This is a genomic window from Pseudarthrobacter sp. Hb11 (assembly GCF_059383655.1).
The window spans coordinates 85,617-109,015 of record NZ_JBWZCM010000006.1 but is presented as its reverse complement, the minus strand read 5'-3'; the positions used below and the strand labels follow the sequence as shown (position 1 = coordinate 109,015).

Below are 23,399 nucleotides of genomic sequence, written 5' to 3'. Positions count from 1 at the left end.
CTAGACCCCCGGCTCGGAGGTGGTTAGGGGCGCAGAAGCGGGAACCGTGCCCGTCGGTGTAACGGGGTCCACGGACTGTGTCACCAGTGTCGGCTCCGGAGCAGGATCCACGGGCGCCGGGTCCGCAGGAGGCGGATCAGCAGGCGCCGGGTCCACAGGAGGCGGATCAGCAGGCGCAGGGCCCGCAGGTGGAGGATCCGCAGGAGGCGGATCAGCTGGCGCCGGATCCACAGGAGGCAGAGTGCCCGGCGCGGTACCGGGATCGGTAGTTCCAGGGACGGTCGGTTGGCCAGTCCCCGGATCAGTCCCGGCGACAGGCGTCACGGCGGGATCCTGGGTTCCGGGACCCGCTCCGCCGCCCGCTCCAGCACCAGTTGTGCTGCCACCGGCCCCGGCAGGTGCACCCGTGCCCGAGCCGGCAGCCGCGCCGCCATCGGTGCCGGCACCTGCTTGGCCCTTGCCTGGGGCTGCACTCGAAGGCGGCCTGCTGGTGGGCGAGGCCGCTACTTCGAGGCCCGCTCCGCCTGCTAACGCGACGTTCGTGTCCAAGCCTGCTTCTATGCCTGCCACCGGATCTCCGCCGGCCGCTGCGGCCCCCGGGCCAGGCCCGCTACCGCCGATGCCACCCGGCGCGGACTCGGCGCCTGGGGCAGCTCCTGCCTCCGGCACAAGAATTGACGTGAGGCTGCTCAGGCCTCCCGGGCTCTGCGCGGCGGTGGCCGTAAGGACAGACACCACGGCTGCAGCAGCTGCTATGGCGGTCAGCCGTACGGCCGGCTTGGGAGCATGCGCGCCGCCGTGGCTGTGCCCGTGTCCGCGGGCTGCCGCGGCATCCGCACCAGCCGCCGTCGCGCTCTTGCGTGACCAGCTGGCCGGGCGGCCGGGAAAGTGCCCGGCAGCTGCCGGAAGCCCGACGGCGGTGAGGCCGGCTTCCACGGGCGCAGCCGCCGTCGCTTCCTTGGCTTCGGGAACTTCCGTGCGTGCCAGAACTGCCGAGACTGCTGCCCCCATGCAGATGGACGACTTCGGATCGGCGTCGACGGCTATTGGCCGGTCCAATTGTTCCGATATCAACTGGGCCACGAGCGGAATCCGCGATGATCCACCGATGAGCAGCACGGCGGAAAGGTCGGCTGGCTTAAGTTCCATCTCGGCCAGTGATTGTTCCAGCGCGTCCACAGTGTCGCGGACTGGATCCTCGATCAGTGCTTCGAACTCCGAGCGGACCAGGCGGACCTGTTGCTGGACGCCGGGAAGAAGCACGGAAATGGTTGCCTCGCTGTCCCCGGAAAGCGCCTCCTTGGCTTCCACGCACTCCCGCCGCAGACGGGCCAGCGCCGCGCGCACCCCTGCATCCGCCGGATTGAGTTTGGAAAGGGCATCTCCGGTGTGTTCGGCCACGTAGCGGAACACTTCCGCGTCAAAGTCGGCGCCGCCCAGGTTTTCGATGCCTTCCGGGCGCCCCACCAATTCAAACCGGCTGCTGCCGGCCTTCCTCAGGACAGCGGTGTCAAAGGTACCTCCGCCCAGGTCGTAAACCGCGATGGTGCTGCCGTCCTCCACTCTCACCTGGGAGGCGTAGTACAAGGCGGCCGCAACAGGTTCGGTGATGAGGGTGACGTTTTCCAGGCCCCGTGCGGCCATGGCCGCCAGGATCACCGAGGTGCGGTGGTTGCCCCAGGCGGCAGGATGGGTGAGGACAACCTCCGACGGAGGCTCGCCCTCCCGCTCCTCGGCCCGGTCGGCCACCCAGCGTGCCATCGTGGCAAAGACGTCTTCCGGGGGAAGCAACAGCGCCCCCACCGAAATAGGCACGGCGTCGCCTACCCGGCGCTTGAATTCGCGCACCACGCGCGATGGGGAATCGAGGCCACGGCGTTCTGCCGCCTCCCCTACCAGGATGGGACCATCCTCGGGATAGAAAATGACGGAGGGCACAGATGTCCCGCGAAGGCCCAAGGGCAGGCACTCGGGGGCGGAGGAAGATCCTTGGTCAAACCGGGCGATTGCGGCAGCAGTGAAACTTGTGCCGACATCAATGGCGAGCGCGTAGCTCATGGGGACCTCGGTAAAGCTGGTGTTTCGCCGGCAAGCTTCATTACGGGCGGACTTCACCAAGGTAGCATCACGGCGGGACCATCGAACAGCCCTTCTTGCTACACCGAATTGTTATGGCCTGGAAGTATCCTTGCCGCCCGCGCGTAAACCCCGTTTAGAGGCCTGAGTACGAATGCAGTCCGTTGAAAAATTGGTTGACAATGGTGAAGTTGAAGATGACACAGAGGTAGCCCACGATTGACAGCCAGGCGGCCCTGGTGCCGGTCCAGCCGCGGGTTGCACGGGCGTGGAGGTAGCCGGCGTAGACAACCCAAATAACGAACGTCCACACTTCCTTTGTGTCCCAGCCCCAGAAGCGGCCCCAGGCTTTTTCAGCCCAGATGGCACCGAACATCAGCGTGAAGGTCCACCCGATAAACGCGATGGCATTGATGCGGTAGGAAAGATTCTCGAGGCTCAGCGCGGACGGCACCAGACGCATAAAGCCCAGCTTGTCCGCACCGCCGGCGGCGACGGTCTTCGACCGGCGTGCCTGAACGAGTTGCAGCGCCGACATCGCGAATGTCAGGGTGAACAGGGCAGAGGAGAGCACTGCGATGGACACGTGGATGATCAGCCAGTAGCTCTGCAGGGCGGGAACCAGGTGGCCCACCGGCGTCCAGTACGCCACGGAGGCGGCCACGAGCATAATGATGACCAGGCCCACCACGAACGTGCCGAGGAAGCGCAGGTCGCGGCGGATCAGCACCAGCAGGAACACTGCGACGGCAACGAAGGCCCCGGTGGTGAGGAACTCATACATGTTGCCCCACGGCACCCTGCCCGCACCCAGAGCGCGGGTCAGCACGCCGGCGCCGTGGATCAGCGCACCGAGGACAGTCAGGGCCACGGCCACCCTGGCGGGAGCGCGCCGCTCACCGGCGTACCGCATGTCGGCGTCGGCGGTAACCACTCCCCCGGCCCCGCTGGCTGCTGCCTGGGCAGCTGACGACGACGGCCGTTCGGCCCTGCCCGCAGGCCCGGCGAGCTGGGACTCGCTGCGGTCCCCTGCACGGGCGCCTACCGGCACCCTGGCCGGTTCTTCGGCCTGCGCGGCCTTGAGGTCGATGGCGCGCAGGGCCTTGCTGCTCTTGGCCAGGTCCCACGCGAATGCGATGAATGCCACCGTGTAGGTGCCAGCGGCCAGCAGCATAAAGAGCTCGCTGTACTGGCCCATCGTTTCGTTGATTCCGTAAGGCATTACTGGTCCTTTTCGGGCCCGGTGGGGCCTGCTGGGGTGGTGGCTGGGCATGCAGTTGTGGCAGGGCCCGCGTTATTATCGCGCGCGCTGCTGGGAGTTTGTTGTGAGGGCCCGTTTGCGCCTGGCTCGGGGTCCAACTTCCATTCCTCCGACAGCAGCTTCCGCACTGCTGCGGCTTCAGCGGCGAGCCGGTGGTCCTCGCCGCGGGCCAGGAGTCCGTACTCCACCATGGTGCGGCCGTCGGCGTGGGTGCCGGTGCGGACCCAAACGCGGCGGCGGTTGACGTAGAGGGACAGGATAAGGCCGGCCACCGCGAGGAGCGCGAAGATGAGGGCGTAGAGCTGGCCCGGGTTGTGGTGGATGTCCACGCCGATGTAGCGCTTCACGCCGTCGAAGCTAATGGTGCCTTTGCCGTCGGGAAGGGTGTAGCTGCTTCCGGGGGCAAGGGTGATGCCGCCGGCGTCCAGGTTCCTGGCGTTCAGGGGCGTCAGGTCCTGCACATCCAGTTCGAAGACGTTCTGCGGGGAGCCGTCGTCCAGGCCCAGGTCGCCGTAGTAGGAGTTCAGGGTCAGCTGCGGGTTGAAGAGTTCGGGGTCGCCGCTGAAGGAAATCCCCTCGTTGGAGACGAAGGCCGTGGGCAGGAAGAAGCCGGCGAAGCCCAGCTGGTCCGGCTTGGCATCGGGAACCTTGATCACCACTGAGGAGTAGTAGTTGTCTCCCTGCAGCTTGGCTACCACCGGTCCCTGCATGGCGACGTTTCCCTCGCCGTCCCGGATGGTGACCACGGGCGCGTAGCCGTTGCCGGTGAGGTAGATGCTGGTGCCGCCCAGGGTGACGGGGTCGTTGACCTTCAGGATCTCCTTTTGCGCGGGCGCATCCGGGTTCTCCTTGGTGGTCACCGCGGCGGAGAAGTCGATGGGCTGGCCTTCCTTGCCCTGCGACTCCCGGTCGAACGTGATGTCGAACTTGTCCAGCTGCACGGAGTAGGGCTGGAGCTGGCTGGACTGGAAGTTGGTGCCGGGGGTGAACTGGTCGTAGCCCACCAGGGTGTTCACAAAAGTATCTCCCTCCACCAGGATCCGCTGGCCGCTGTAGCCGAACAGGCCGCCGACGGCCACGGACACCAGGACCCCGATCAAGGAGGTGTGGAACACCAGGTTCCCCACTTCCTTCGCGAAGCCGCGCTCGGCGCCCAACGAGGGACGCTCGCCGCCGCTGTCCCGGACCTCCACCCTGTAGCCGCGCTTCTTCAGCACCCCGGCGGCACTGGTGATGGCGTCCGACGCCGGGATCCCGGCGTCGGGCGGAATGACCAGGGTGCCGTACTCGGGGAGGCGGGACAGGCGTCTGGGGGTCCGCGGCGGTTGGGAGCGCATCGCCTTGTAGTGGGCGAGCGCGCGGGGCACCACGCAGCCGATCAGGGAAATGAAGAGCAGCAGGTAGATGGCCGAGAACCAGGCGGAGGAGTAGACGTCGTACAGCTGCAGGGTGTCCAGCAGCTCGCCGTAGTCCGGGTTGTCCTTGATGTACTGGGTGACCACTGACGGGTTGGCCGGACGCTGCGGGAACAGCGAGCCCGGGACTGCCGCGACGGCGAGGAGCAGCAGCAGGAACAGCGCAGTGCGCATGCTGGTCAGCTGGGTCCAGGCCCATCGGAGCATGCCCACCGGTCCCAGCGTCGGCAGCGCGGCTTCAGCCTTGGCTGCGGCCACCTTGGCGCCGCCCACCGGGTCCGAAGACTTCTTCTCTACGTTCACACGCTCGCTCATCAGATCGGTAGTTTCACATCGGTTTGGAACCAGTACTGCAGCCCGGTTACCCAGGTTCCCCAGATGCCGCTGGCCATCAACAGCCCAAGGATCACCAATATGCCGCCGCCGATGCGCTGGATGGCGAGGCGGTGCTTGCGGAAGAACGCCATAACGCCCATCCCCCGGCGGAGCGCCAGGGCAATGAGCAGGAAGGGGATTCCCAGCCCGAGGCTATAAACGAAGGCAAGGAATGCACCCTTGGCGGCGGACGAGCCGCCGGAAAGGCTCAGAAGCTGGACGGCTGAGTAGGTGGGCCCGATGCACGGGGCCCAGCCGAGTCCGAACGTGAGGCCCAGGAGCGGCGCCCCCCACAGGCCGGCCGGCGGCTTGGCGCGGATTTTGGCGTCGCGCTGCAGCCAGCTGAAGCCACCCATAAACACGACGCCCATCACGATCACCAGGATGCCCAGCACCTGGGTGATCCAGGCATTCTGCGAGCCGGTGATAAGGCTGCCCAACTGGCCGAACGCGCCGCCAAGGAGGACGAAGATCACGGAGAAGCCCAGCACGAACAGCCCGATGCCCGCCAGCATGCGGCCGCGCTTCTGCTTCTCCAGGTCCACGCCGCTTAGCCCGGTGACGTAACCCAGGTAGCCGGGAACCAGCGGCAGGACGCAGGGTGACAGGAAGGAGACCAGTCCGGCCAGCAGCGCCACCGGAATGGCAAGGAGGAGTGAGCCGTTGAGGATGGCTTCAGCGAAGGGGCTGTTCATGGGTCCGCCGCTACTCTGCCACGGCGGCAGCGATGAGGGCTTTCAGGGTGCCCTTCTGGATTTCGCCGAGGACGCGGGAGGCCACGCGCCCCTGCTTGTCCAGAACCAGGGTGGTGGGGACGGCTCCGGGGGGAACCAGCCCGGAAACGGCCAGCAGGACTCCGCCGTCCTTGTCGTCGAAGCTGGGGTAGCTCAGATTGAAGGACTTGTCGAAGGCTTCCGCCGTGGCCTTCTCGTCCCGCAGGTTGACGCCGAAAAACTGCACGCCCTGGGGCTTGAATTCCTGGTGGAGCTCTTCAAGGATGGGCGCCTCAACACGGCAGGGGGCGCAGGCAGCGAACCAGAAGTTCAGGACGGTGACCTTGCCCTGGAAGTCCGCGGGCGCAACAGCCGTGCCGTTGAACAGCGTTCCGTTGATCTGGACGGCGGACTTGCGGTCGCCCGCAGCGAACTCGGTGACGGAGCCGTCACCGGCCACATAGTTTTTGTTGTCCCCTGCCCTGGCCTGCTCGGCGAGGGCATCCTCCTGGGCGCACGCCGAGAGGCCCAGTGTGAGCGCGGTCAGGGCGAGTCCGCCGGCAGCGAGCACGCTGCGTCGGGAAGTCACGGGCAGGCCGGGCCGGCCCTTGTGGGTAAAACTGTCAGTCACTTCTAGGCTCCAGGGGTGGTGGCAGCACCGGGAAGAAGGGACGCCGCGGGTTCGCTGTAGGTGACGCGCACAAGGGCGCCGTCGTCGTCGAACACCAGCGACGTGATGGAGGTCAGCGTGCACTCACGCTTGCGGGGATCGTGCCATAGGGGCTTGCCCTCGGCGCTGAGCCGGGTGGCCCAGATGGGAAGCTGATGGCTGACCATGATCGCTTCCGGTCCTTCTGTTCCAAAGTCGCCGTCAGCCAGCTCGATGGCCCGGAGACGGGCCTCCTGTACCGCTTCCATGACCCTTGCGGCTTGCTGCTTGTAGGGCTCGCCCCACGATGGCCGGAGGGGGTTGACCAGCCGCGGCCAGTGCTTGGGCCTGCGCAGTTCGGCCTTGGTGACCTTCATGCCCTCGAAGTAGTTCTTTGCCTCGATGATCCGCTCCTCCGTGTGGATTTGCAGATGCAGGGCGTCCGACGTCGGCCGGGCGGTTTCCTGCGCACGGTCCAGCGGCGAGGCGGCCAGGTAGGTGATGCGGGCACCGCTTTCGGCGCGCTGCCGGAAGTGCTCGGCGAGTGTGCGTGCCATCTCCTGCCCCAGCTCGGAGAGGTGGAATTCGGGCAGCCTTCCGTACAAAACGCCGTCAGGATTGTGGACCTCGCCGTGGCGGAGCAGATGGACAGTGGCTTGGGGCATGTTTACCAGTTTCTCAAAGATGGCGTGCGATCCGAAATCTTCTACATCCAGTAGAACTCAAGTTTTTGAAGAAATGTTCCGGACCCGGGAAGAAAACATGCAAATGCATGCTTATACTGGATGCAGCAGTTTGTTGATGCTTCAACAGATGAAGCTTCAATACCGACCCGACCTACAGGTAACACCCTAAGGAGCAACACCATGGCACTTCCCGCAGACGTCACCACCGGCACCTGGACCCTCGACAACTCGCACAGCGAGATCGGCTTCACCGTCCGCCACGCGGGCATCAGCAAGGTCCGCGGCCAGTTCAAGGAAGCAGCAGCAACCCTGGAACTCGGCCAGGACGTGGCTGATTCCAGGATCGCCGCCACCATCCAGACTGCAAGCTTCGATTCCGGCGACGCCAACCGCGACGGCCACGTTCGCGGCGAGGACTTCTTCGACGTTGAGAAGTTCCCCGAGATGTCCTTCGTCTCGAACGGCCTGGTGGCGAAGGGCAACAGCTACGAGCTGACCGGCGACCTCACCATCAAGGGTGTCACCCGTCCCGTCACCCTCGAGACCGAGTTCAACGGCGTGGCCGTGGACCCGTTCGGCAACACCCGCGCCGGCGTCTCCGCTGAGACCACCATCAGCCGCAAGGACTTCGGCCTGACCTGGAACGCCGTCCTCGAAACCGGCGGCGTCCTGGTGAGCGACAAGGTTGCCATCAACCTCGAACTCGCCTTCATCGCTCCCGCAGCGTAATTCCCGCTCAAATTCGTGCGCCCCGGCACCGGCTTCGGCCTATGCCGGGGCGCCGCCCTTTAAGCCGTCGCGCGTGGTCCGCAGGGCTACAGTGATGGCCATGAGCAACTTCGACAGCACCGGGCCCCGCAACGGCTTCGCCGGCATGTTCTCGGTGGCGGGACTTCCCACCGAGCTCAAAGTATCGTTCTGGATCTGGTTCGTCGCCGGCGTCCTCGGCCTATTGGGAGGAATGCTGGGCATGCTTGCCTCGCTGGTGCTTTTTGCCGCGGCCCCCGGTGCGGCGGTTGGGGTTCTGCTGCTCATGCTGCTGGCGGCTGCCGTGGGCGCCGCGCAGATCGTTTTTGCGCTCAGGATGAAAGAGGGAAGGCAGTGGGCGCGGCTGGCCCTCACGGTCCTGGCCGGCGTCACGCTGCTCCTGGCGCTTATCAATCTGGCGATGCGTGTTGGCCAAGGCGGGAACTGGGTGGGCTTCGTGATCAGCCTCGCAGCAACGGTCCTGCTCTGGCTGCCCAACTCGCAGGCCTGGTTTGCGGCGGTAAGGCACAGAGGCTGAGTAGGCGTGGCGGGGCAACCGCCAAACAGAGGCGGAATACCTCCCAGGAATGACTCATCTGCCGCCAGTCCGGGGGTACGGTGGACTTAAGCCATGCTGGGGGTAGGGCGCAGGACCGAAACCCGGCAGCCTACCAGAACCCGACACGCCAAAGGACAGCCCATGAGCAACCCTCCCGTCCCGCCTCCCGTGCCCAACGATCCGGAGCAGGGCAACCAGCAGCCGCGCTACGGGGAGAACGCCCCGCAGTACGGGCAGAATGCTCCCCAGTACGGACAGAACCCGCCTCAGTACGGCCAGTCCGGCGCCCCGCAGTACGGGGAAACCACTCCGCAGTACGGCCAGAACCCGCCGCAGGCTCCGGGCTTCGGCCAGCAGCCGTACGGGCAGCAGCCATACGGCCAGTCCCCCTACGCCCAGTACCCGTCGGAGCAGCCGCAGCCCACGGGCAGCAAGGGCGTGCCGCAACTGGTCAACATCTCGTTCTGGCTGCTGATTGCCTCCGCCGCGATCTTCGTCATCTCGATGCTCACCGGACTCACCCAGCTGGATGATCCTGTTTTCCGTCAGACCTTTGAGCAGCAGGTGGAGGGCACCGGAGCCGGCGTCTCGTACGAGGACATCAAGGGCGTCATCGCCGGCACCCTGGTGGTGTTCGCGATCCTCGGCGCAGGACTCTACCTGCTGGTGGCCTTCTTCATCCGCAAGGGCAAGAACTGGGCCCGGATCCTGGGGACCGTGTTCGCGGCGCTGTCCATCTTCGGCCTGTTCGGCGTCCCGAGCCTCGGCACCCTCGGCACCCTCCTGGGGATCGCCGCCATCGTCCTGCTCTACCTGCCGGCGGCTGCCCCCTACTTCCAGAAGCAGCAGCCCTTCGCCAACCCTTACGGCGGCGGCATGGGGAACCCCTACGGCCGGTAAATAGCGCACTTCCCACCCCTGCGGGCGTGGGTCCCGAAACTGCCTGAAGCCTAGGCGGTCTGCCCCGGGGCCTGCGCCCGCTGTGCGTGGTAGGCCAGGATCTGCAGTTCCGTGGCCATGTCCACCTTGCGGAGGTTGACCCCCTCCGGCACCTGGAGCATAACGGGGGCGAAGCTCAGGACGCTGCGGACACCGGCGGCAACCACCCGGTCGCAGACATCCTGCGCCACGGCGGCCGGCAGCGCCAGCACCACCATGTTCGCTCCGGTCCGGTGCAGCACCGTTTCCAAGTCGGCCACGTCGCTGACGCGCAGCCACCCCACTTCGTTGCCCACCACCATCTGGTCGGCGTCAAAGATGGCAACGACGTCGAATCCCCGGGACTCGAAGCCGCCGTACCGCGCCAGCGCCTTGCCGAGGTTGCCGGCACCAACGATGGCAACCTTCCAGTCATGCGTCAGACCCAGCGCCGCGGCAATGTGCCGGCTAAGGTACTGCACTTCGTAGCCAACGCCGCGGGTACCGTAGGAGCCCACGTGGGACAGGTCCTTGCGCAACGTGGCTGAACTGACACCGGAAGCTTCAGCGAGGGATTCGGAGGAGACCCGCTCCACTCCCTCAGCGAGCAGGGTATTCAAGGCGCGCAGATAGAGCGTCAGCCGGGCCACCGCTGCGGGCGGAATCTGTTTGGCTGGCGTACCCGTGGTGTCCGGAAGATCCGGGACAGCCTGGGGAGTCGGTTCCAGCGAAGCCACCAGCCCCTCCCTCGCATCGCGTTGTGACTCCACTCTAGAGCCCTCCGGCCGGTGCCAACAAAGCAGCCGGCCACAATATGTCAGCGGTCACGGGCGCTGCTCCCTATTGGGCCATGGCCCGCTGCAGCACGCGTTCCAGCCGGACCTCATCGATCTTCCAGAAGTCGCGCTGCACGCCGTCCACCAGCACCACCGGGATTTCTTCGGCGTAGCGGTCCCGCAGTTCCGGCTGGTGGTCCACCAGCTCTTCCGTCCACTCAAGCCCCAGCGAGGCGGTAACCCGGCCAACGGCGTCGCGCGCTTCTTCGCAGAGGTGGCAGTCAGCTTTGGTGATCAGGACGACGCGCGGTGTGGCCATGACATAACCGTAGCCCCGTTGACTGTGCCCCGCGACGCCGCACGGTGTCCACTGACTGGATTGACTAGACTCAGCCTTATGCCCGAGGAGAAATACGTCGCCGTAGTTACCAAGCCGGTTGCTGCGCCACAGCCGGGCGAGGCGGCGTTCTTCGATGTGGACAACACCCTCATGCGCGGCGCCAGCCTCTTCCATGTTGCCCGCAAGATGCACCAGCGCGGAGCCTTCACCCTTGCCCAGGCGGCGGGGTTCGCGTGGAAGCAGTTCAAGTTCGTGGCCCGCGGCGAGAACATGGACGATGTCCACGCTGTCCGGGACTCCGCACTGAACCTCGCCGCCGGCATCACGGTCGACGACGTCAAAGCCCTCGGCGAAGAGGTCTACGACGAAATGATCGTCTCCCGGATCTGGCCCGGGGCAAAGGCCCTGGCCGAGCAGCACCTGCGGGTGGGCCGGCGGGTCTGGCTGGTGACCGCGACGCCGATCGAGGTTGCCACCGTGATCTCGACCCGGCTGGGGCTCACCGGTGCGCTGGGTACTGTCGGGGAGATCTCCGAAGGTATGTACACCGGCCGCCTGGTGGGAGACATCCTGCACGGTTCCGCCAAGGCAGTGGCCGTCCAGGCCATCGCGGACGCCGAGGAACTGGACCTCAGACGCTGCTGGGCCTACAGCGACTCCTATAACGACATCCCGCTGCTCACCCTCGTGGGCCACCCGGTGGCGATCAACCCGGACGTCCGCCTCCGCCGCCACGCCCGCGACCACAACTGGCCGGTCTACGACTTCCGGGCCGGCCGCCGCGCAGCAACCCTCGGCCTGAAGGCAGCCACTGCCTGCGGCGCCGTCTACGGACTCTGGAAAGGCTTCGCCCGCATCCGGGGCCCCCGGGCGTAACAAACCGCCGCAACGGCCACAGAACAGAAATGCCCGCCGCCTCGGAAGGCGACGGGCATGTCCACGCTGTTCGAAGTATCTCTACTTCTTATTGCGGCGCTGGTGACGGGTCTTGCGAAGCAGCTTGCGGTGCTTCTTCTTGGCCATACGCTTGCGACGCTTCTTAATAACTGAACCCACGAAAGTTCCTCACAAACTAGATGCAGTACCTGTCTGATGGAAAGTGTTCGTGGACAGAGCTACGAACTGAACAACTGACAGATTCTTACAATGACGTAAAACGTTCCTTAACAGGGTACCGCTTATCGGGAGCGGCTTCTGACCGCGGGGGCTCCGACCGGCGGAAATAGGGCCATTGCGACGGAAAGGCTCAGGCGGTTTCCGTGTGGCCGTCCACTACGGCGCCTTTGAGGTACTGCTCCACCGCGGTTTCGGGTACCCGGTACGAGCGGCCGAACCGCACTGCCGGCATGTCGCCGGAGTGGACCAGCCGATAGACGGTCATTTTGGAGACGCGCATGACCTGGGCTACTTCAGCCACGGTCAGGAACTTCGCGTTGGAGAAGTTCTGTTCTGCCGACATTTCGCTATTTTCCTTTGCTGACGGATGGACAACAGTGACCCCATTTACGTGCCAATGCGGTGTTCCGATGCTGAGCCATCCACCAACCACCTTCCAGATACTCTAGATGTTCCTGTGGCCAATGTGAAAGTACCGCAAGGGAGCATTTCGCCCCCTCACTCACCTTCTGCGCTTGCGGGCGGATGCGGCCAGCTGGTCCAGCACAGAAACCGAAACGTCCCAGTCCATGCACGCGTCCGTTACGCTCTGCCCGTACACAAGTTCCGACCGGCCGGCCGCGTGCTCCCCGACATTGAGGTTTTGCGCGCCGCCCACCAGGAAGCTTTCCAGCATGACCCCGGCGATGGCCTGCGCCGATGCCCCGCCGTCCTCGAGCTGGGAGCCGATTTCCAGCGCCACCTCAGCCTGGCGATGGTGGCTCTTGCCGCTGTTGGCGTGGCTGGCGTCAACGATGAGGCGCGGGTTCAGCTGCTTGTTGGCGAGCTTCGCCGACGCGGCCTCGACGTCGGCGGCAGAGTAATTGGGTCCCTTGCGGCCGCCACGGAGGATGACATGGGTGTCAGGGTTGCCGGCGGTGGCAACCAGCGCGGCCCGGCCTTCCCCGTCAATGCCAAGGAAGGCCTGGGCCGCCGCGGCCGCCCCGCATGCATCGATGGCTACCTGAAGGTCGCCGTCGGTCCCGTTCTTGAACCCGATGGGCATGGAGAGCCCGGAGGCCAGCTGCCGGTGGATCTGGCTCTCGGTAGTGCGGGCCCCGATGGCGCCCCAGGAGATGAGGTCCGCCATGTACTGCGGGCTGATGGGCTCGAGGAATTCGGTGGCGGCAGGCAGCCCGAGCGCGGTGACCTGCTGCAGGAAGTGCCGCGCAGTCCGGAGCCCGGTGACCATGTCGTGGCTGCCGTCAAGCCGCGAATCGTTGATCAGGCCTTTCCAGCCCACGGTGGTGCGGGGCTTCTCGAAGTAGGTCCGCATGACGATCAGCAGGTCTTCCTTGTGCTTTTCCGCCTGGCTGACCAGCCGCCGGGCGTACTCCATCCCTGCCTTGGGATCGTGGATGGAGCACGGTCCCACAATCACCAGCAGCCGGTCGTCCACGCCGTCCATGATGGCGCGGACTTCGTCACGCCCGCGTTCGACGACGCCTGCCACCCGGCCGTCCAACGGCAGTTCGGTGATGAGTTCCTGCGGAGTGGGCAGCGCTGTGAATTCGCTGACGCGCAGGTTGGACGTCGATTTTTCGGTGGATTCCCTGCGAAGGTTGCCGGCAGTGGTGCCTGCGGGGGCTGTTGCGGTGCTCATGTTCGGGTCCTGTTCCAGATAGGAGCGGGCCCAGTCAGAACCCGCCGGAGAAACGGCGAAGGGCAGAGAATGATCTCTGCCCTGTTGGCTCTGAAGGAAAGTTGGATGCGTGTCAGTTAGACGCGGGCCCCTCCAGAGCCAACGAAAAATACGCATACCAACGGTTTGTCATGCCATGAACCATAACCGCAGCCCGCCGCGGCCGCAAAGTGTTACGTCGCGTCACGCGACAGGCTGGCCACAAGCTCCGCGTGCTTTTGGTCCGTCAGGCGGTACCAGTACATGATCCCGACGGATGCCAGCACCAGGGCCCCCGGCAGCAGGCCTGCCGCTGCCCTGATGGCGAGGGCAGCCGCGTCCGACTGCTCAGCCGTGCCGGAGACGTAGCCGCCCCAGGCGAGCGAGAAGGCCACCACGCCGGCCCCGAATCCCATGCCCAGTTTCCGGGTGGCGGCCAAAAGGGCGTAGTTGATGCCCTGGACCCGGACGCCGGTTTTCCACTCCCCGTATTCCACGGTGTCGGCGATCAGGGCCCACGTCACGATGCTAACCGAAGCAGAAGCCAGGAGCCCCAGGACGAGGCCCAACAGGCCGAGCAGTGGTGCGTCCGCCGGGGCCAGGAAAACCAGCACGCCGCCCAGCGCCCCGAATCCTCCGCCAACACTGTAGACCGCCCGCTTGCCCCAGCGGGCCACAGGACGCGGCATCAGCACAGCCAGCGTCAGGGTAATGACCACCTGCGCGGCGGCCATGACGGGGAACAGGTCCACCCGGGACAGGACATCGCGGAGGTAGTAGAACTGGGAGGCGCCCGTCGCGGACGTTCCGGTGACGAAAAGGACGGAACTGACGCAGAGGATCACCAGCGGGGAATTTGCCTTCAGCGCCGCCATGCTCTGGCGAAGGGTAATTTTGGGGACGCTGCCGTAGACCTGCTCAACGCAGACGGTGCCCGTGAAGATGTAGAGCAGGGACCCCACGATGGCGAAGGCCAGGGTCAGCCAGGTGAAAATCTGCTGCATATCCTGGCCGGCACCCAGGAGCGGTGCGATAAAAAAGCCCAGGGTGGCTCCGACCGACAAACCGCCGATGGTCCTTGCCCCGCCAAGCCGCGCGCGGTCTTTGGCGTCCTGCGTCATGGCCCCCACCAGGCAGCCGTATGGCACGTTGACCATGCTGTAGGTAACACACACGAGCCCATACGTGCAGGACGCGTAAAGCAGTTTCATGGCTGGGTCGACGTCCGGAACGTGGAACACAGCCACGCTCAGCAGCAGGGGAACAAACCCGAACATCAGGAACGGGCGGAATTTTCCCCACCGTTTGCTGTGGACGCGGTCCACGATGCGGCCGGCCGCCACATCGGTGAAGGCGTTAAAGACCCGGGCAACCAGCAGCAGCGTTCCTGCCGCCGCTGCGCCGATGCCCGCGACGTCCGTGTAGTACACGAGCAGGAACATGTTCCCGGTACTGATGATCATGCTGTTGGCTGCGTCGCCGGCGCCGTAGCCGAAAACGCTGAGCCTGCTGAGTTTCTTCATTGCATCCTTGTTCCCGCCGGGCTTGGAAACCGCTTTCTCGAGCCCACAGAAGGAACTTACCCGAAGATTTTGCGCAGAAACAGCAATGGCTGATCCAGTGGCGTTCCTGGCCGCCGAAGGTATCGATGACGGACAGGCAGCCCCGGGCGCCCGAAGGCGCACGGGGGCCAAGGGGCTACAGCCGTGAGAGCTCCGGTACAAAAACCTGCAGTGGACTGCTGCCCGCCACCCGGGCACGGAGTTCTCCGAGCCCGCCGGCAACGGAACCTGCAGCGCGGGCCTGCACAAGGACATTGCCCAGCGCTGTGGCTTCTACCGGTCCTGCTACCACTTTCCTGCCCGTGGCGTCCGCGGTGAGCTGGCAGAGCAGCCGGTTCTGGGAACCGCCGCCCACCACATGCACCACGTCCACCGTACGGTCGGCGAGCCGCTCGGCGTCGCGGATGGTGCGGGCATAGCCGGCGGCGAGGCTGTCCATGATGCAGCGGGTGATGGCGGCAGGATCGTTCGGCAGGACTTCTCCGGTGCGGCGGACCGCACCCCGGATGCGCTCGGGCATGTTGTCCGGGGCGATGAAGTAGGGGTCATCCGGATTGATCTGCGGCCCGCTCGTGGGCAGTGCGGCCGCTGCGCTCAGCAGGGCGGGAAGATCGGGCCGGAACCCTTCCTGTGCCCACGTCCGCTGGCATTCGCTCAATAGCCAAAGCCCGCCCATGTTGCGCAGGTAGCGGATGGTGCCGTCCACGCCGCGCTCGTTGGTGAAGTTTGCCTCGCGGCTGGCCTCCGTAAGGACCGGGTGCTTCAGCTCCAGTCCCACCAGCGACCAGGTGCCGGAGGAGATATACGCGAACTCCTTATCCTCCTTGTCCGCTGTCGCTGGGACTGCTGCGACGGCGGACGCGGTATCGTGCGAGCCCACTGCCACTACCCGGGTGTCCTGGGGCAGGCCCACCTGCGCGGCGATGGCCGGCAGGAGGGTGCCGACGGTTTCGCCGGGCTGGACCAGCGGCGGGAACAGGTCCTTCCGGAGGCCCAGGGCGGTGAGGAACTCGGTGGCCCACTCCCCCGCGACGGCGTCGAACAGGCCGGTGGTGGAGGCGTTGGTGGCCTCGGTCCGGCGCTGTCCGGTGAGGAGGAACGCGATCAGGTCCGGGATCAGGAGTGCCTGCACCCCGTCCAGGTCCCGCTCACTGGCCAACTGATAGACGGTGTTAAACTGCAGGAACTGCAGCCCCGTGGTTCCGTACAGCCGCGCCGGGTCCAGTTTCCGGTGCACGGACTCGACGGCGGCGCGGCTGCGGTCATCGCGGTAGCTGAACGGCTGGGCCGTCAGCTCGCCGGCGGCGTTGACCAGGCCGTAGTCCACGGCCCAGGTGTCGATGCCGATGCTGGCAACCCGCTCACCCTGCACGGCGGCGACGGCGGCCGCCGCTGAAAGTCCCTTGAGTACCTCCGCGAAAAGGGCTTTGAAGTCCCAGCGGAGGCCGCCGTCGATCTCCACCACGCCGTTGGGGAAGCGGTGAACCACCTCCAATCCCACGCCGTCTCCGGTGACCCGGCCCAGGATGACCCGGCCCGAGGAGGCGCCAATATCGACAGCGGCGAAGACACTGCCGGCGAACACCTTGGAGGGCCCTGCGGAAACTGCCCCGGCCTGAGCCGGGGCAGTTTCGTTGGTGCGTTCGGTGCTCATCGCAGGAAGGCTGCAGCCACTCCGGCGTCCACGGGGATGTGCAGGCCGGTGGTGTGGGACAGTTCGTTGCTGGTGAGGACGGCGGCGGCGTTGGCAACGTGCTCGGGCAGGACTTCGCGTTTGAGCAGGGTGCGCTGGGCGTAGTACTCGCCCAGTTTCTCCTCGTCCACGCCGTACACGGCGGCGCGTTTGGCGCCCCAGCCGCCGGCGAAGATGCCGGAGCCGCGGACCACGCCGTCGGGGTTGATGCCGTTGACGCGGATGCCGTGCTCACCCAGTTCGGCCGCGAGCAGGCGCACCTGGTGGGCCTGGTCTGCCTTGGTGGCGGAGTAGGCGATGTTGTTCGGGCCGGCGAACACGGAGTTCTTGGAAGAGATGTAGATGATGTCCCCGCCCAGGCCCTGGGCGATCATGACCTTCGCCGCGGCCTTTGCCACCAGGAACGAGCCCTTGGCCATGACGTTGTGCTGCAGGTCCCAGTCCTTCTCGGTGGTTTCCAGCAGCGGCTTGGAAATGGACAGGCCGGCGTTGTTGACCACCAGGTCCACGCCGCCGAACGCCAGCACGGCGGCATCGATCGCTGCCGCGACCTGGGCCTCGTCGGTCACGTCAGCTTGGACACCGATGGCAACGTCCGGGCCGCCAAGCTCTTCGGCGACCTTCTCGGCGTTCTCCAGGTTCAGGTCGGCGATGACAACGCAGGCGCCTTCGGCGGCGAGGCGGGTGGCGATGGCCTTGCCGATGCCCGACGCCGCGCCGGTGACCAGAGCGATCCGGGTGGCGTGGGACTTGGGCTTGGGCAGGCGGGCCAGCTTGGCTTCCTCCAGCGCCCAGTACTCGATCCGGAACTTTTCGGATTCCTCGATCGGGGCGTAGGTGGAGATCGCCTCGGCGCCGCGCATCACGTTGATGGCATTGATGTAGAACTCGCCGGCAACGCGGGCGGTCTGCTTGTTCGCGCCGTACGAGAACATGCCCACGCCCGGGACCAGCACGATGGCCGGGTCGGCGCCGCGCAGGGCCGGGGATTCGGCGTCGGCGTGGCGGTCGTAGTAGGCCTGGTAGTCCTCGCGGTAGTTGGCGTGCAGCTCGTGCAGCCGGGCGATCGAGTCCTCGATCGAGGCGTCGGCGGGCAGGTCCAGGATCAGGGGCTTGACCTTGGTGCGCAGGAAGTGGTCCGGGCAGGAGGTGCCCAGCGCGCCCAGGCGTGGGTGCTCGGCGGCTTCGAGGAAGTCCAGGACGACGGCGTCATCGCTGAAGTGCCCCAGGACCGGCTTGTCCGTTGAGGCCAGGCCGCGGATCACGGGTGCCAGGGCTGCGGCCTTGGCGCGGCGCTCTGCTTCGGGCAGGGCGGCGTAGCCGGGGAGCTTGGAACCGAAGGGCTCGGCTTTGCCGTTTTCCTCGATGTACTTCTCGGCCTGTTCGATGATCCAGAGCGAGTTGGTTTCGGCTTCCTCGCTGGTGGCGCCCCAGGCCGTGATGCCGTGGCCGCCCAGGATGGTGCCGATAGCCTGCGGGTTCGCTTCCTTGATCGCGGCGATGTCCAGGCCCAGCTGGAACCCGGGGCGGCGCCAGGGAACCCAGACCACCTTGTCGCCGAAGATCTTGGTGGTCAGCGCTTCCCCGTCCACCGCGGTGGCGATGGCGATGCCGGAGTCCGGGTGCAGGTGGTCCACGTGTGCGGCGTCCACCAGCCCGTGCATGGCCGTATCGATTGAGGGAGCCGCGCCACCCTTGCCGTGCAGGCAGTAATCGAACGCGGCCACCATCTCGTCTTCACGCTCAACACCGGGGTAGACGTTCTTCAGCGCGTTCAGGCGGTCCAGGCGCAGCACTGCAAGGTTCTGGGCCTTCAGCGTGCCCAGGTCCCCGCCCGAGCCCTTGACCCACAGCAACTGGACGTCCTCGCCCGTGACCGGGTCCTTCTCGGTGCCCTTGGCGGAGGTGTTGCCGCCGGCGAAGTTGGTGTTCCGCTTATCCGCACCCAGGCGGTTGGAACGCGAAATCAGGTCTTCTACAGTCTCGTTACTCATTGCTGGTTACGCGCCCCATCCGGCTTGCTGGCCGCCTGCGCGGTCGTCGTTGATCTTCTTCTGGTAGCCGCTGGCCTTGAACGCTGCCAGCGGGTCCGCGGGCAGGCCGCGGGATTCACGCCACTCGGCCAGGACCGGGCGGACGTCAGTGTAGAAGGCATCGTTGAAGATGCCGTTAGCGGCCAGCACATCGCCAGCGCGCTGTGCTTCCGCGAGGGCTTCGGTGTCGATCAGCAGGGCGCGGGCGGTCATTTCCTGGACGTTCAGAACCGAGCGGATCTGGCCCGGGATCTTTTCTTCCAGGTTGTGGCACTGGTCCAGCATCAGGGCAACGCCGGAGTCCTTGCCGTAGCCGCCGCCGCGGATTACCTCGTGCATGATGCGGAACAGCTGGAACGGGTCAGCCGCGCCAACAATCAGGTCATCATCCGCGTAGAAACGGGAGTTGAAGTCAAAGGACCCCAGCTTGCCCAGGCGCAGCAGCTGCATCACAATGAACTCGATATTGGTGCCCGGGGCGTGGTGGCCGGTGTCAAGGCAAACAAACGCCTTCTCACCCAGCGCCAGCGTCTGGGCGTAGGAGGTGCCCCAGTCCGGAACATCGGTGTGGTAGAAAGCCGGCTCGAAGAACTTGTACTCCAGCACCAGGCGCTGCTCGTCACCCAGCGCGGCGTAGATCTCCTGCAGGGATTCGGCCAGGCGGTCCTGGCGTCCGCGGATATCGTCCTGGCCCGGGTAGTTGGTGCCGTCAGCAAGCCAGATCTTCAGGTCCTTCGACCCGGTGGCGTGCATGATCTGGATGCAGTCCAGGTGGTGGGCCACGGCGCGGCGGCGGACCGTCTCGTTCGAGGACGTCAGCGAACCGAACTTGTACTCATCATCCTGGAAGGTGTTGGAGTTGATGGTGCCCAAACCAACGCCCAGCCCGGCGGCGTACTCCTTCAGAGCGGCGTAGTCATCCACCTTGTCCCACGGAATGTGGAGCGCAACAGTGGGAGCCAGCCCGGTCAGTTCGTGGACCTTGGCCGCATCGGCAAGCTTTTCCTGCACGGTGCGAGGGGTGCCGGGGGTACCGAACACCTTGAACCGTGTCCCTGAATTTCCATAAGCCCACGAGGGGACCTCGATGGCAAGCTCCCCGAGCCTGCCCAGCGCCGTTGCTACGTCATTCATGATGTTGGTTCTTTCCGGTGTCTTTGTTGAGCTGTTGCCTGATGGGTGTTGCTGTGTTGTGCGGCCCCGCTGCTGGAGCGCCCTGTGCGTGGAAGTTTGTGCCCGTCAGCCTGCGGAGGACTCCGCCGACTCCGCCGCCGTGAGCTGGCTTTCGAGGTTGAAGACTTCCTCAAGTACCTGGAACCCCTCGTCGGGTGCCTGGTCCGTGTCTTCGAAGAGTGTGGCCATTTCAGCCTGCCAGCGGGCGTTCACGTCCGCGAGGGCCATGCGGGCCCGGGCTGCGTTGAAGTCGTCGCATTCCAGGTAGCCAATCAGAAGCCCGTCTTCGCTAAGGAAAAGCGAATAGTTGTTCCAGCCGGCATCCTTGAGCGCCCGGAGCATCTCCGGCCAAACGGCGGCGTGCCGGCGGCGGTATTCGTCGATCAGCGTCGGCTGGACCGAGGAACGGAAGCACACCCTCATTTGGAACTCTCCTGAACTCGCGAATCTTTGAATCGTTTCATTAGTACGATTCAAAGTACTCTTGAATCTGACTAGGTGTCAAGCATTCCGGGACCTGTTTCCCACCAAAACCGGGAGGCATCTGCACTCGGCCCACCAGCACGGAGAATCATGAATCGCTCAGCCAGCATCAAGGACGTAGCCAACCACGCGAGCGTGGCGGTGGGGACGGTTTCGAATGTGCTGAACTACCCGGACAGGGTCTCGCAACGGACCAAGGAGCGGGTGCTGCGTGCCATCGACGAACTGGGTTTCGTCCGCAACGACGCCGCCCGTCAGCTGCGCGCCGGCCACAGCCGCACCATAGGCCTCATCGTCCTGGACGTGGGCAACCCCTTTTTCACCTCCGTGGTGCGCGCTGCCGAGGATGCGGCCGCCATCCAGGGCAGTGCCGTCCTGCTCGGCGACAGCGGGCACGACGCCGGCCGGGAAGCGAACTACATTGACCTGTTCCAGGAGCAGCGCGTCCAGGGCCTCCTCATTTCACCCGTGGGCGATGTCACCGAGCGCCTGGACCTGCTCCGCGAGCGCGGCGTGCCCACCGTCCTGGTGGACCGGTTGGCTGACGAGGATAAGTTCAGTTCAGTGGCCGTTGACGACGACGCCGGCGGGTACCTGGCTGCGCGGCACCTGCTGGACACCGGCCGCCGTCGGCTCGCCTTTGTGGGTGGCTCCACGTCCATCCGCCAGGTGGCAGACCGCCTGCAGGGCGCCCAGCGCGCAGTTAAGGAAGAACCGGACGCCACGCTGGAGGTGCTGGTTTCGGAAGGCCAGACCGTCCTGGCCGGGCGCAGCGTCGGCAACATGCTGGTGGAACGGGAGCGCGGCGGGCTTCCTGACGGGATCTTCTGCGCCAACGACCTCCTGGCGCTCGGGGTCATGCAGTCGCTCACCATGACGCACACCTTCCGGATTCCGGAGGACATCGCCTTGATCGGCTACGACGACATCGACTTTGCGGTCTCCGCCGTGGTGCCTCTCTCATCCATCCGGCAGCCCACCGAGGCCCTGGGCAGGACGGCCATCGAACTCCTGGCGGAAGAGGTTGAAGCCCAAAACCCCCGGCACCGCGCGGTCGTCTTCACCCCGGAGTTGGTGGTCCGGCAAAGTACCGCGGCGCCGTCCGCGCCCTGACCGAACTTTCGCCCTGTCTACCACCGGGCGGACTAGCCTGCCTGCTGCAGCCAGTCCATGCACTCCGTCCTGGAAGTAAAGAATCGGGTGGGGCACGGCGGAACGTGCACCCCGAGGAAAAAGTTAGCCAGGATCCGGTCTACGGGGCTGGAACCCAGCAGTGCGATCCGGCTCGCCGCGCAAGGGATGGAGAACACCGAGCGGGCCGCCCTGGTGACGTTTTCCGTGGTGGCCATGTCCACGAGCATGGGGAAAGTCCTCTCCCCTGCTATCTCGTTGACAGCTGCCATTGCCGCCTGGGCGTCATGTTGTTCTATACGGACTTGCGGCTCCCAGATAAGGTGGATGACGCCGTCGGAACGCAACTCCACCGTACCCTTGCCACCATCGACAATTACAGGCTCCATGCCAGTCTCCCTCCAGTGCAGACTCCCCTATTCTGCTCCAACCTTGACCCGGAGGCGTCCTCACCTTCTTTCACAGCCTGTCACCAGGCTTCCAGAACCGCAGGCACAGTCCCTCTCCGTATGAAAGAGATATGACACAACGCTCAAGACGACCATCAGCCCTCATTGTGGTGCTGGGCATTGATGGTGCGGGCAAGTCCACTGCCGTCCAGGGTGTGGAGGAAATCATGCCAAGCACGCCGGTGCTGGTCCTGGGCAACTACTCGGGGCGCAAAACCATCTCGGCCCTGGCCCGGCGCTTCGGGTTGCCACTGCCCGCCCAGGTGGCGGATATCGTCGAAACCGTTGTCCGGGTCTACAACGTCCTGCTCAACCACCTGCGTGCAGGGCGCTTTGACGGGCTGGTCATTATGGACAGGCATCTGTACTGCCAGCTGGCCCTCCGGAAGGCCCGGGGCATACGCCGCCACCGGATGCTGGAAGCCCTGCTGGGGATGCTGCCGAAGGCCCAGGCAATAGTCTATTTCGACCTCACGGCTGAGCAGGCGTACGAACGGATTGCGCTCAGGGGCGAGGACGAAGAAAACCTCGAGGACCTCCAGAGGTTCAGGAAGGCCTACACGGACCTGCCATGGTTTCCGCGTTTCGTTGTCATTGATGCGGGCGGCTCCACCGAGAACAGTGCCCTGCAGCTGCAACAGGCCATCGCCGGTGCGTTGGAATCTCCCTCCTCCTGCCCCCACTGACGCCGCCACCACAATTCGCCACGGCAAAGGCCGATGAAGCTCTTGTGGGGCGGAGGTAGCAGAAGCAAGGATTGGTTATGGACCACCTGCGGCACACAGCCAGACACCTGCTGCAGCGCAAGGACCTTGGCCTGATCGATCTCTGGATCCTGTACTGGAACTATGGCGGGCACTGCCACCCCTTTGACTTTGATGCCTTTATCCATGAAGTGCTGCCCGTCGAGTGGTTCGACATGGACGCCCTGCAGTCCGCGGTCGAGGAACTCTCACTGGAAGCCATCGCCTGACCTGCCTCCCCCGCATGCCCCAACTGCCGCCGTCGGCATTCTGCAGCCGAGCAGCTCTTCACAAGCGGCCAAATTCCTATGTGCCTGCCCGAACCCTTCTCGCGCTCCTGGGCAGGGCTCCCCGGCAGGCGGAGAAACCCCTGGTGTGGAACCATGTGATGCACTGGGGCACGGGGGCGGTACTGGGCTCACTTCGCGGCATGTGGGCGGTCACCGGGATCCGCGGAGCCCTGGCCAACACCAAGCACACGGCCGTTCGGCTTGCCTTTGACCAGACCCTTGAGAGAATGCCACCGGCATGGGCGCACCACCCGCCTCCTGGAGTCCGCAAGAACAGGCGGTCGACGGCCTGCACAAAGCCATCTATTCGATTGCGACAGGCATTGCCGCCGACCGCTGGATCCCACCTCTGCTGGAGTCCCGCAAAGGAACCACCAGCCACTAGGGGGAGCATTCTGCTGCAGCTTCTCCGCTACCAGGTTCCGGCATGCGGCACGCAGCGGCGCCATCTTCAGAAACCTTATGTAGCCTCCGCCCCAGCACCTTGCCGGAGGGGTCCGTCCGGTTGTTTGAATCGTTACATAACTAGACATTTGGGATAATGACGCTGC

At 65.4% G+C, this 23,399-nt stretch carries 24 protein-coding genes; 7 read left to right on the top strand and 17 right to left on the bottom strand.

The genetic code is table 11. The features are described 5' to 3' along the window. The 6 genes from AC50X7_RS11140 to AC50X7_RS11115 form a co-directional block, all read right to left on the bottom strand. Positions 1-2,058, bottom strand: a complete 2,058-nt coding sequence (locus AC50X7_RS11140; protein WP_494979053.1) for an Hsp70 family protein — start codon at positions 2,056-2,058, stop codon at positions 1-3. Between the two features lie 154 nt (positions 2,059-2,212). Continuing rightward, the gene (gene ccsB, locus AC50X7_RS11135) at positions 2,213-3,298 is read right to left on the bottom strand and encodes a c-type cytochrome biogenesis protein CcsB (protein ID WP_494979052.1); all 1,086 of its coding nucleotides are present in this window, start codon (positions 3,296-3,298) and stop codon (positions 2,213-2,215) included. Further along, the gene (gene resB / locus AC50X7_RS11130; protein WP_494979051.1) at positions 3,298-5,067 is read right to left on the bottom strand and encodes a cytochrome c biogenesis protein ResB; all 1,770 of its coding nucleotides are present in this window, start codon (positions 5,065-5,067) and stop codon (positions 3,298-3,300) included. Before resB ends, ccsB begins: the two co-directional genes overlap by 1 nt. Continuing rightward, on the bottom strand, positions 5,067-5,822 hold the full coding sequence (locus AC50X7_RS11125) for a cytochrome c biogenesis CcdA family protein (protein WP_494979050.1): 756 nt from the start codon (positions 5,820-5,822) through the stop codon (positions 5,067-5,069). Before AC50X7_RS11125 ends, resB begins: the two co-directional genes overlap by 1 nt. 10 nt (positions 5,823-5,832) lie before the next feature. Then, positions 5,833-6,435, bottom strand: coding sequence for a TlpA family protein disulfide reductase (locus tag AC50X7_RS11120; protein ID WP_494979131.1), 603 nt, complete (start codon positions 6,433-6,435; stop codon positions 5,833-5,835). A gap of 38 nt (positions 6,436-6,473) precedes the next feature. Next, positions 6,474-7,154 carry a histidine phosphatase family protein gene (locus AC50X7_RS11115; RefSeq protein WP_307094010.1) on the bottom strand — a complete coding sequence of 227 codons (681 nt, stop codon included), beginning with the start codon at positions 7,152-7,154 and terminating at the stop codon, positions 6,474-6,476. Between the two features lie 201 nt (positions 7,155-7,355). Here AC50X7_RS11115 and AC50X7_RS11110 point away from each other — a divergent pair, with 201 nt between their 5' ends. The 3 genes from AC50X7_RS11110 (at position 7,356) to AC50X7_RS11100 (ending at position 9,381) form a co-directional block, all read left to right on the top strand. Further along, a complete protein-coding gene (locus tag AC50X7_RS11110) occupies positions 7,356-7,904 on the top strand; it encodes a YceI family protein (RefSeq protein ID WP_307094009.1) in 549 nt (182 codons plus the stop codon). A 100-nt stretch (positions 7,905-8,004) separates the two neighbouring features. Further along, positions 8,005-8,460, top strand: coding sequence for a hypothetical protein (locus AC50X7_RS11105; RefSeq protein WP_494979049.1), 456 nt, complete (start codon positions 8,005-8,007; stop codon positions 8,458-8,460). Positions 8,461-8,622: 162 nt separating this feature from the next. Then, positions 8,623-9,381 (top strand): hypothetical protein, encoded by a 759-nt coding sequence (locus tag AC50X7_RS11100; protein ID WP_494979048.1) that lies wholly within the window; start codon positions 8,623-8,625, stop codon positions 9,379-9,381. 50 nt (positions 9,382-9,431) lie between these two features. Here the strand turns inward: AC50X7_RS11100 and AC50X7_RS11095 are convergent, their stop codons facing one another. Together AC50X7_RS11095 and AC50X7_RS11090 are read right to left on the bottom strand one after the other, a co-directional pair. Next, positions 9,432-10,136, bottom strand: a complete 705-nt coding sequence (locus tag AC50X7_RS11095; RefSeq protein WP_307094006.1) for a redox-sensing transcriptional repressor Rex — start codon at positions 10,134-10,136, stop codon at positions 9,432-9,434. Between the two features lie 103 nt (positions 10,137-10,239). After that, positions 10,240-10,494: a glutaredoxin family protein gene (locus AC50X7_RS11090; protein ID WP_494979047.1), complete on the bottom strand. Its 255-nt coding sequence runs from the start codon at positions 10,492-10,494 to the stop codon at positions 10,240-10,242. A 78-nt stretch (positions 10,495-10,572) separates the two neighbouring features. Between AC50X7_RS11090 and AC50X7_RS11085 the strand changes: the two genes are divergently transcribed. Next, positions 10,573-11,391, top strand: a complete 819-nt coding sequence (locus tag AC50X7_RS11085) for an HAD family hydrolase (protein ID WP_494979046.1) — start codon at positions 10,573-10,575, stop codon at positions 11,389-11,391. Positions 11,392-11,472: 81 nt separating this feature from the next. Here AC50X7_RS11085 and AC50X7_RS11080 read toward each other — a convergent pair whose 3' ends face one another. The 8 genes from AC50X7_RS11080 to AC50X7_RS11045 all read right to left on the bottom strand — a co-directional run bounded on the left by AC50X7_RS11080 (position 11,473) and on the right by AC50X7_RS11045 (position 20,175). Further along, positions 11,473-11,571: a 30S ribosomal protein bS22 gene (locus AC50X7_RS11080; protein ID WP_003792170.1), complete on the bottom strand. Its 99-nt coding sequence runs from the start codon at positions 11,569-11,571 to the stop codon at positions 11,473-11,475. Between the two features lie 190 nt (positions 11,572-11,761). Beyond that, complete coding sequence (locus AC50X7_RS11075) at positions 11,762-11,974, bottom strand: helix-turn-helix domain-containing protein (protein ID WP_307094003.1); 213 nt, start codon at positions 11,972-11,974, stop codon at positions 11,762-11,764. 159 nt (positions 11,975-12,133) lie between these two features. Beyond that, on the bottom strand, positions 12,134-13,273 hold the full coding sequence (locus AC50X7_RS11070; RefSeq protein WP_494979045.1) for a 3-deoxy-7-phosphoheptulonate synthase: 1,140 nt from the start codon (positions 13,271-13,273) through the stop codon (positions 12,134-12,136). 212 nt (positions 13,274-13,485) lie between these two features. Then, entirely contained in the window at positions 13,486-14,814 is a 1,329-nt protein-coding gene (locus AC50X7_RS11065; RefSeq protein ID WP_494979044.1) for a glycoside-pentoside-hexuronide (GPH):cation symporter, read from the bottom strand. Positions 14,815-14,989: 175 nt separating this feature from the next. Further along, positions 14,990-16,507 carry a rhamnulokinase gene (locus AC50X7_RS11060; RefSeq protein WP_494979043.1) on the bottom strand — a complete coding sequence of 506 codons (1,518 nt, stop codon included), beginning with the start codon at positions 16,505-16,507 and terminating at the stop codon, positions 14,990-14,992. Beyond that, positions 16,504-18,540 carry a bifunctional aldolase/short-chain dehydrogenase gene (locus tag AC50X7_RS11055; protein ID WP_494979042.1) on the bottom strand — a complete coding sequence of 679 codons (2,037 nt, stop codon included), beginning with the start codon at positions 18,538-18,540 and terminating at the stop codon, positions 16,504-16,506. The genes AC50X7_RS11060 and AC50X7_RS11055 overlap by 4 nt, the downstream gene beginning before the upstream one ends. Before the next feature lie 6 nt (positions 18,541-18,546). After that, positions 18,547-19,713 (bottom strand): L-rhamnose isomerase, encoded by a 1,167-nt coding sequence (gene rhaI / locus AC50X7_RS11050; RefSeq protein WP_494979041.1) that lies wholly within the window; start codon positions 19,711-19,713, stop codon positions 18,547-18,549. 105 nt (positions 19,714-19,818) lie between these two features. Then, complete coding sequence (locus AC50X7_RS11045; protein ID WP_494979040.1) at positions 19,819-20,175, bottom strand: L-rhamnose mutarotase; 357 nt, start codon at positions 20,173-20,175, stop codon at positions 19,819-19,821. A gap of 150 nt (positions 20,176-20,325) precedes the next feature. Between AC50X7_RS11045 and AC50X7_RS11040 the strand changes: the two genes are divergently transcribed. Continuing rightward, positions 20,326-21,348 carry a LacI family DNA-binding transcriptional regulator gene (locus AC50X7_RS11040; RefSeq protein ID WP_494979039.1) on the top strand — a complete coding sequence of 341 codons (1,023 nt, stop codon included), beginning with the start codon at positions 20,326-20,328 and terminating at the stop codon, positions 21,346-21,348. Positions 21,349-21,380: 32 nt separating this feature from the next. Here the strand turns inward: AC50X7_RS11040 and AC50X7_RS11035 are convergent, their stop codons facing one another. Next, positions 21,381-21,755 carry a DUF7793 family protein gene (locus AC50X7_RS11035; RefSeq protein ID WP_494979038.1) on the bottom strand — a complete coding sequence of 125 codons (375 nt, stop codon included), beginning with the start codon at positions 21,753-21,755 and terminating at the stop codon, positions 21,381-21,383. Positions 21,756-21,886: 131 nt separating this feature from the next. Here AC50X7_RS11035 and AC50X7_RS11030 point away from each other — a divergent pair, with 131 nt between their 5' ends. Together AC50X7_RS11030 and AC50X7_RS11025 are read left to right on the top strand one after the other, a co-directional pair. Continuing rightward, positions 21,887-22,501 carry a nucleoside/nucleotide kinase family protein gene (locus AC50X7_RS11030; RefSeq protein ID WP_494979037.1) on the top strand — a complete coding sequence of 205 codons (615 nt, stop codon included), beginning with the start codon at positions 21,887-21,889 and terminating at the stop codon, positions 22,499-22,501. Positions 22,502-22,578: 77 nt separating this feature from the next. After that, complete coding sequence (locus AC50X7_RS11025) at positions 22,579-22,788, top strand: hypothetical protein (protein ID WP_494979036.1); 210 nt, start codon at positions 22,579-22,581, stop codon at positions 22,786-22,788. Positions 22,789-23,399: the final 611 nt, after the last annotated feature.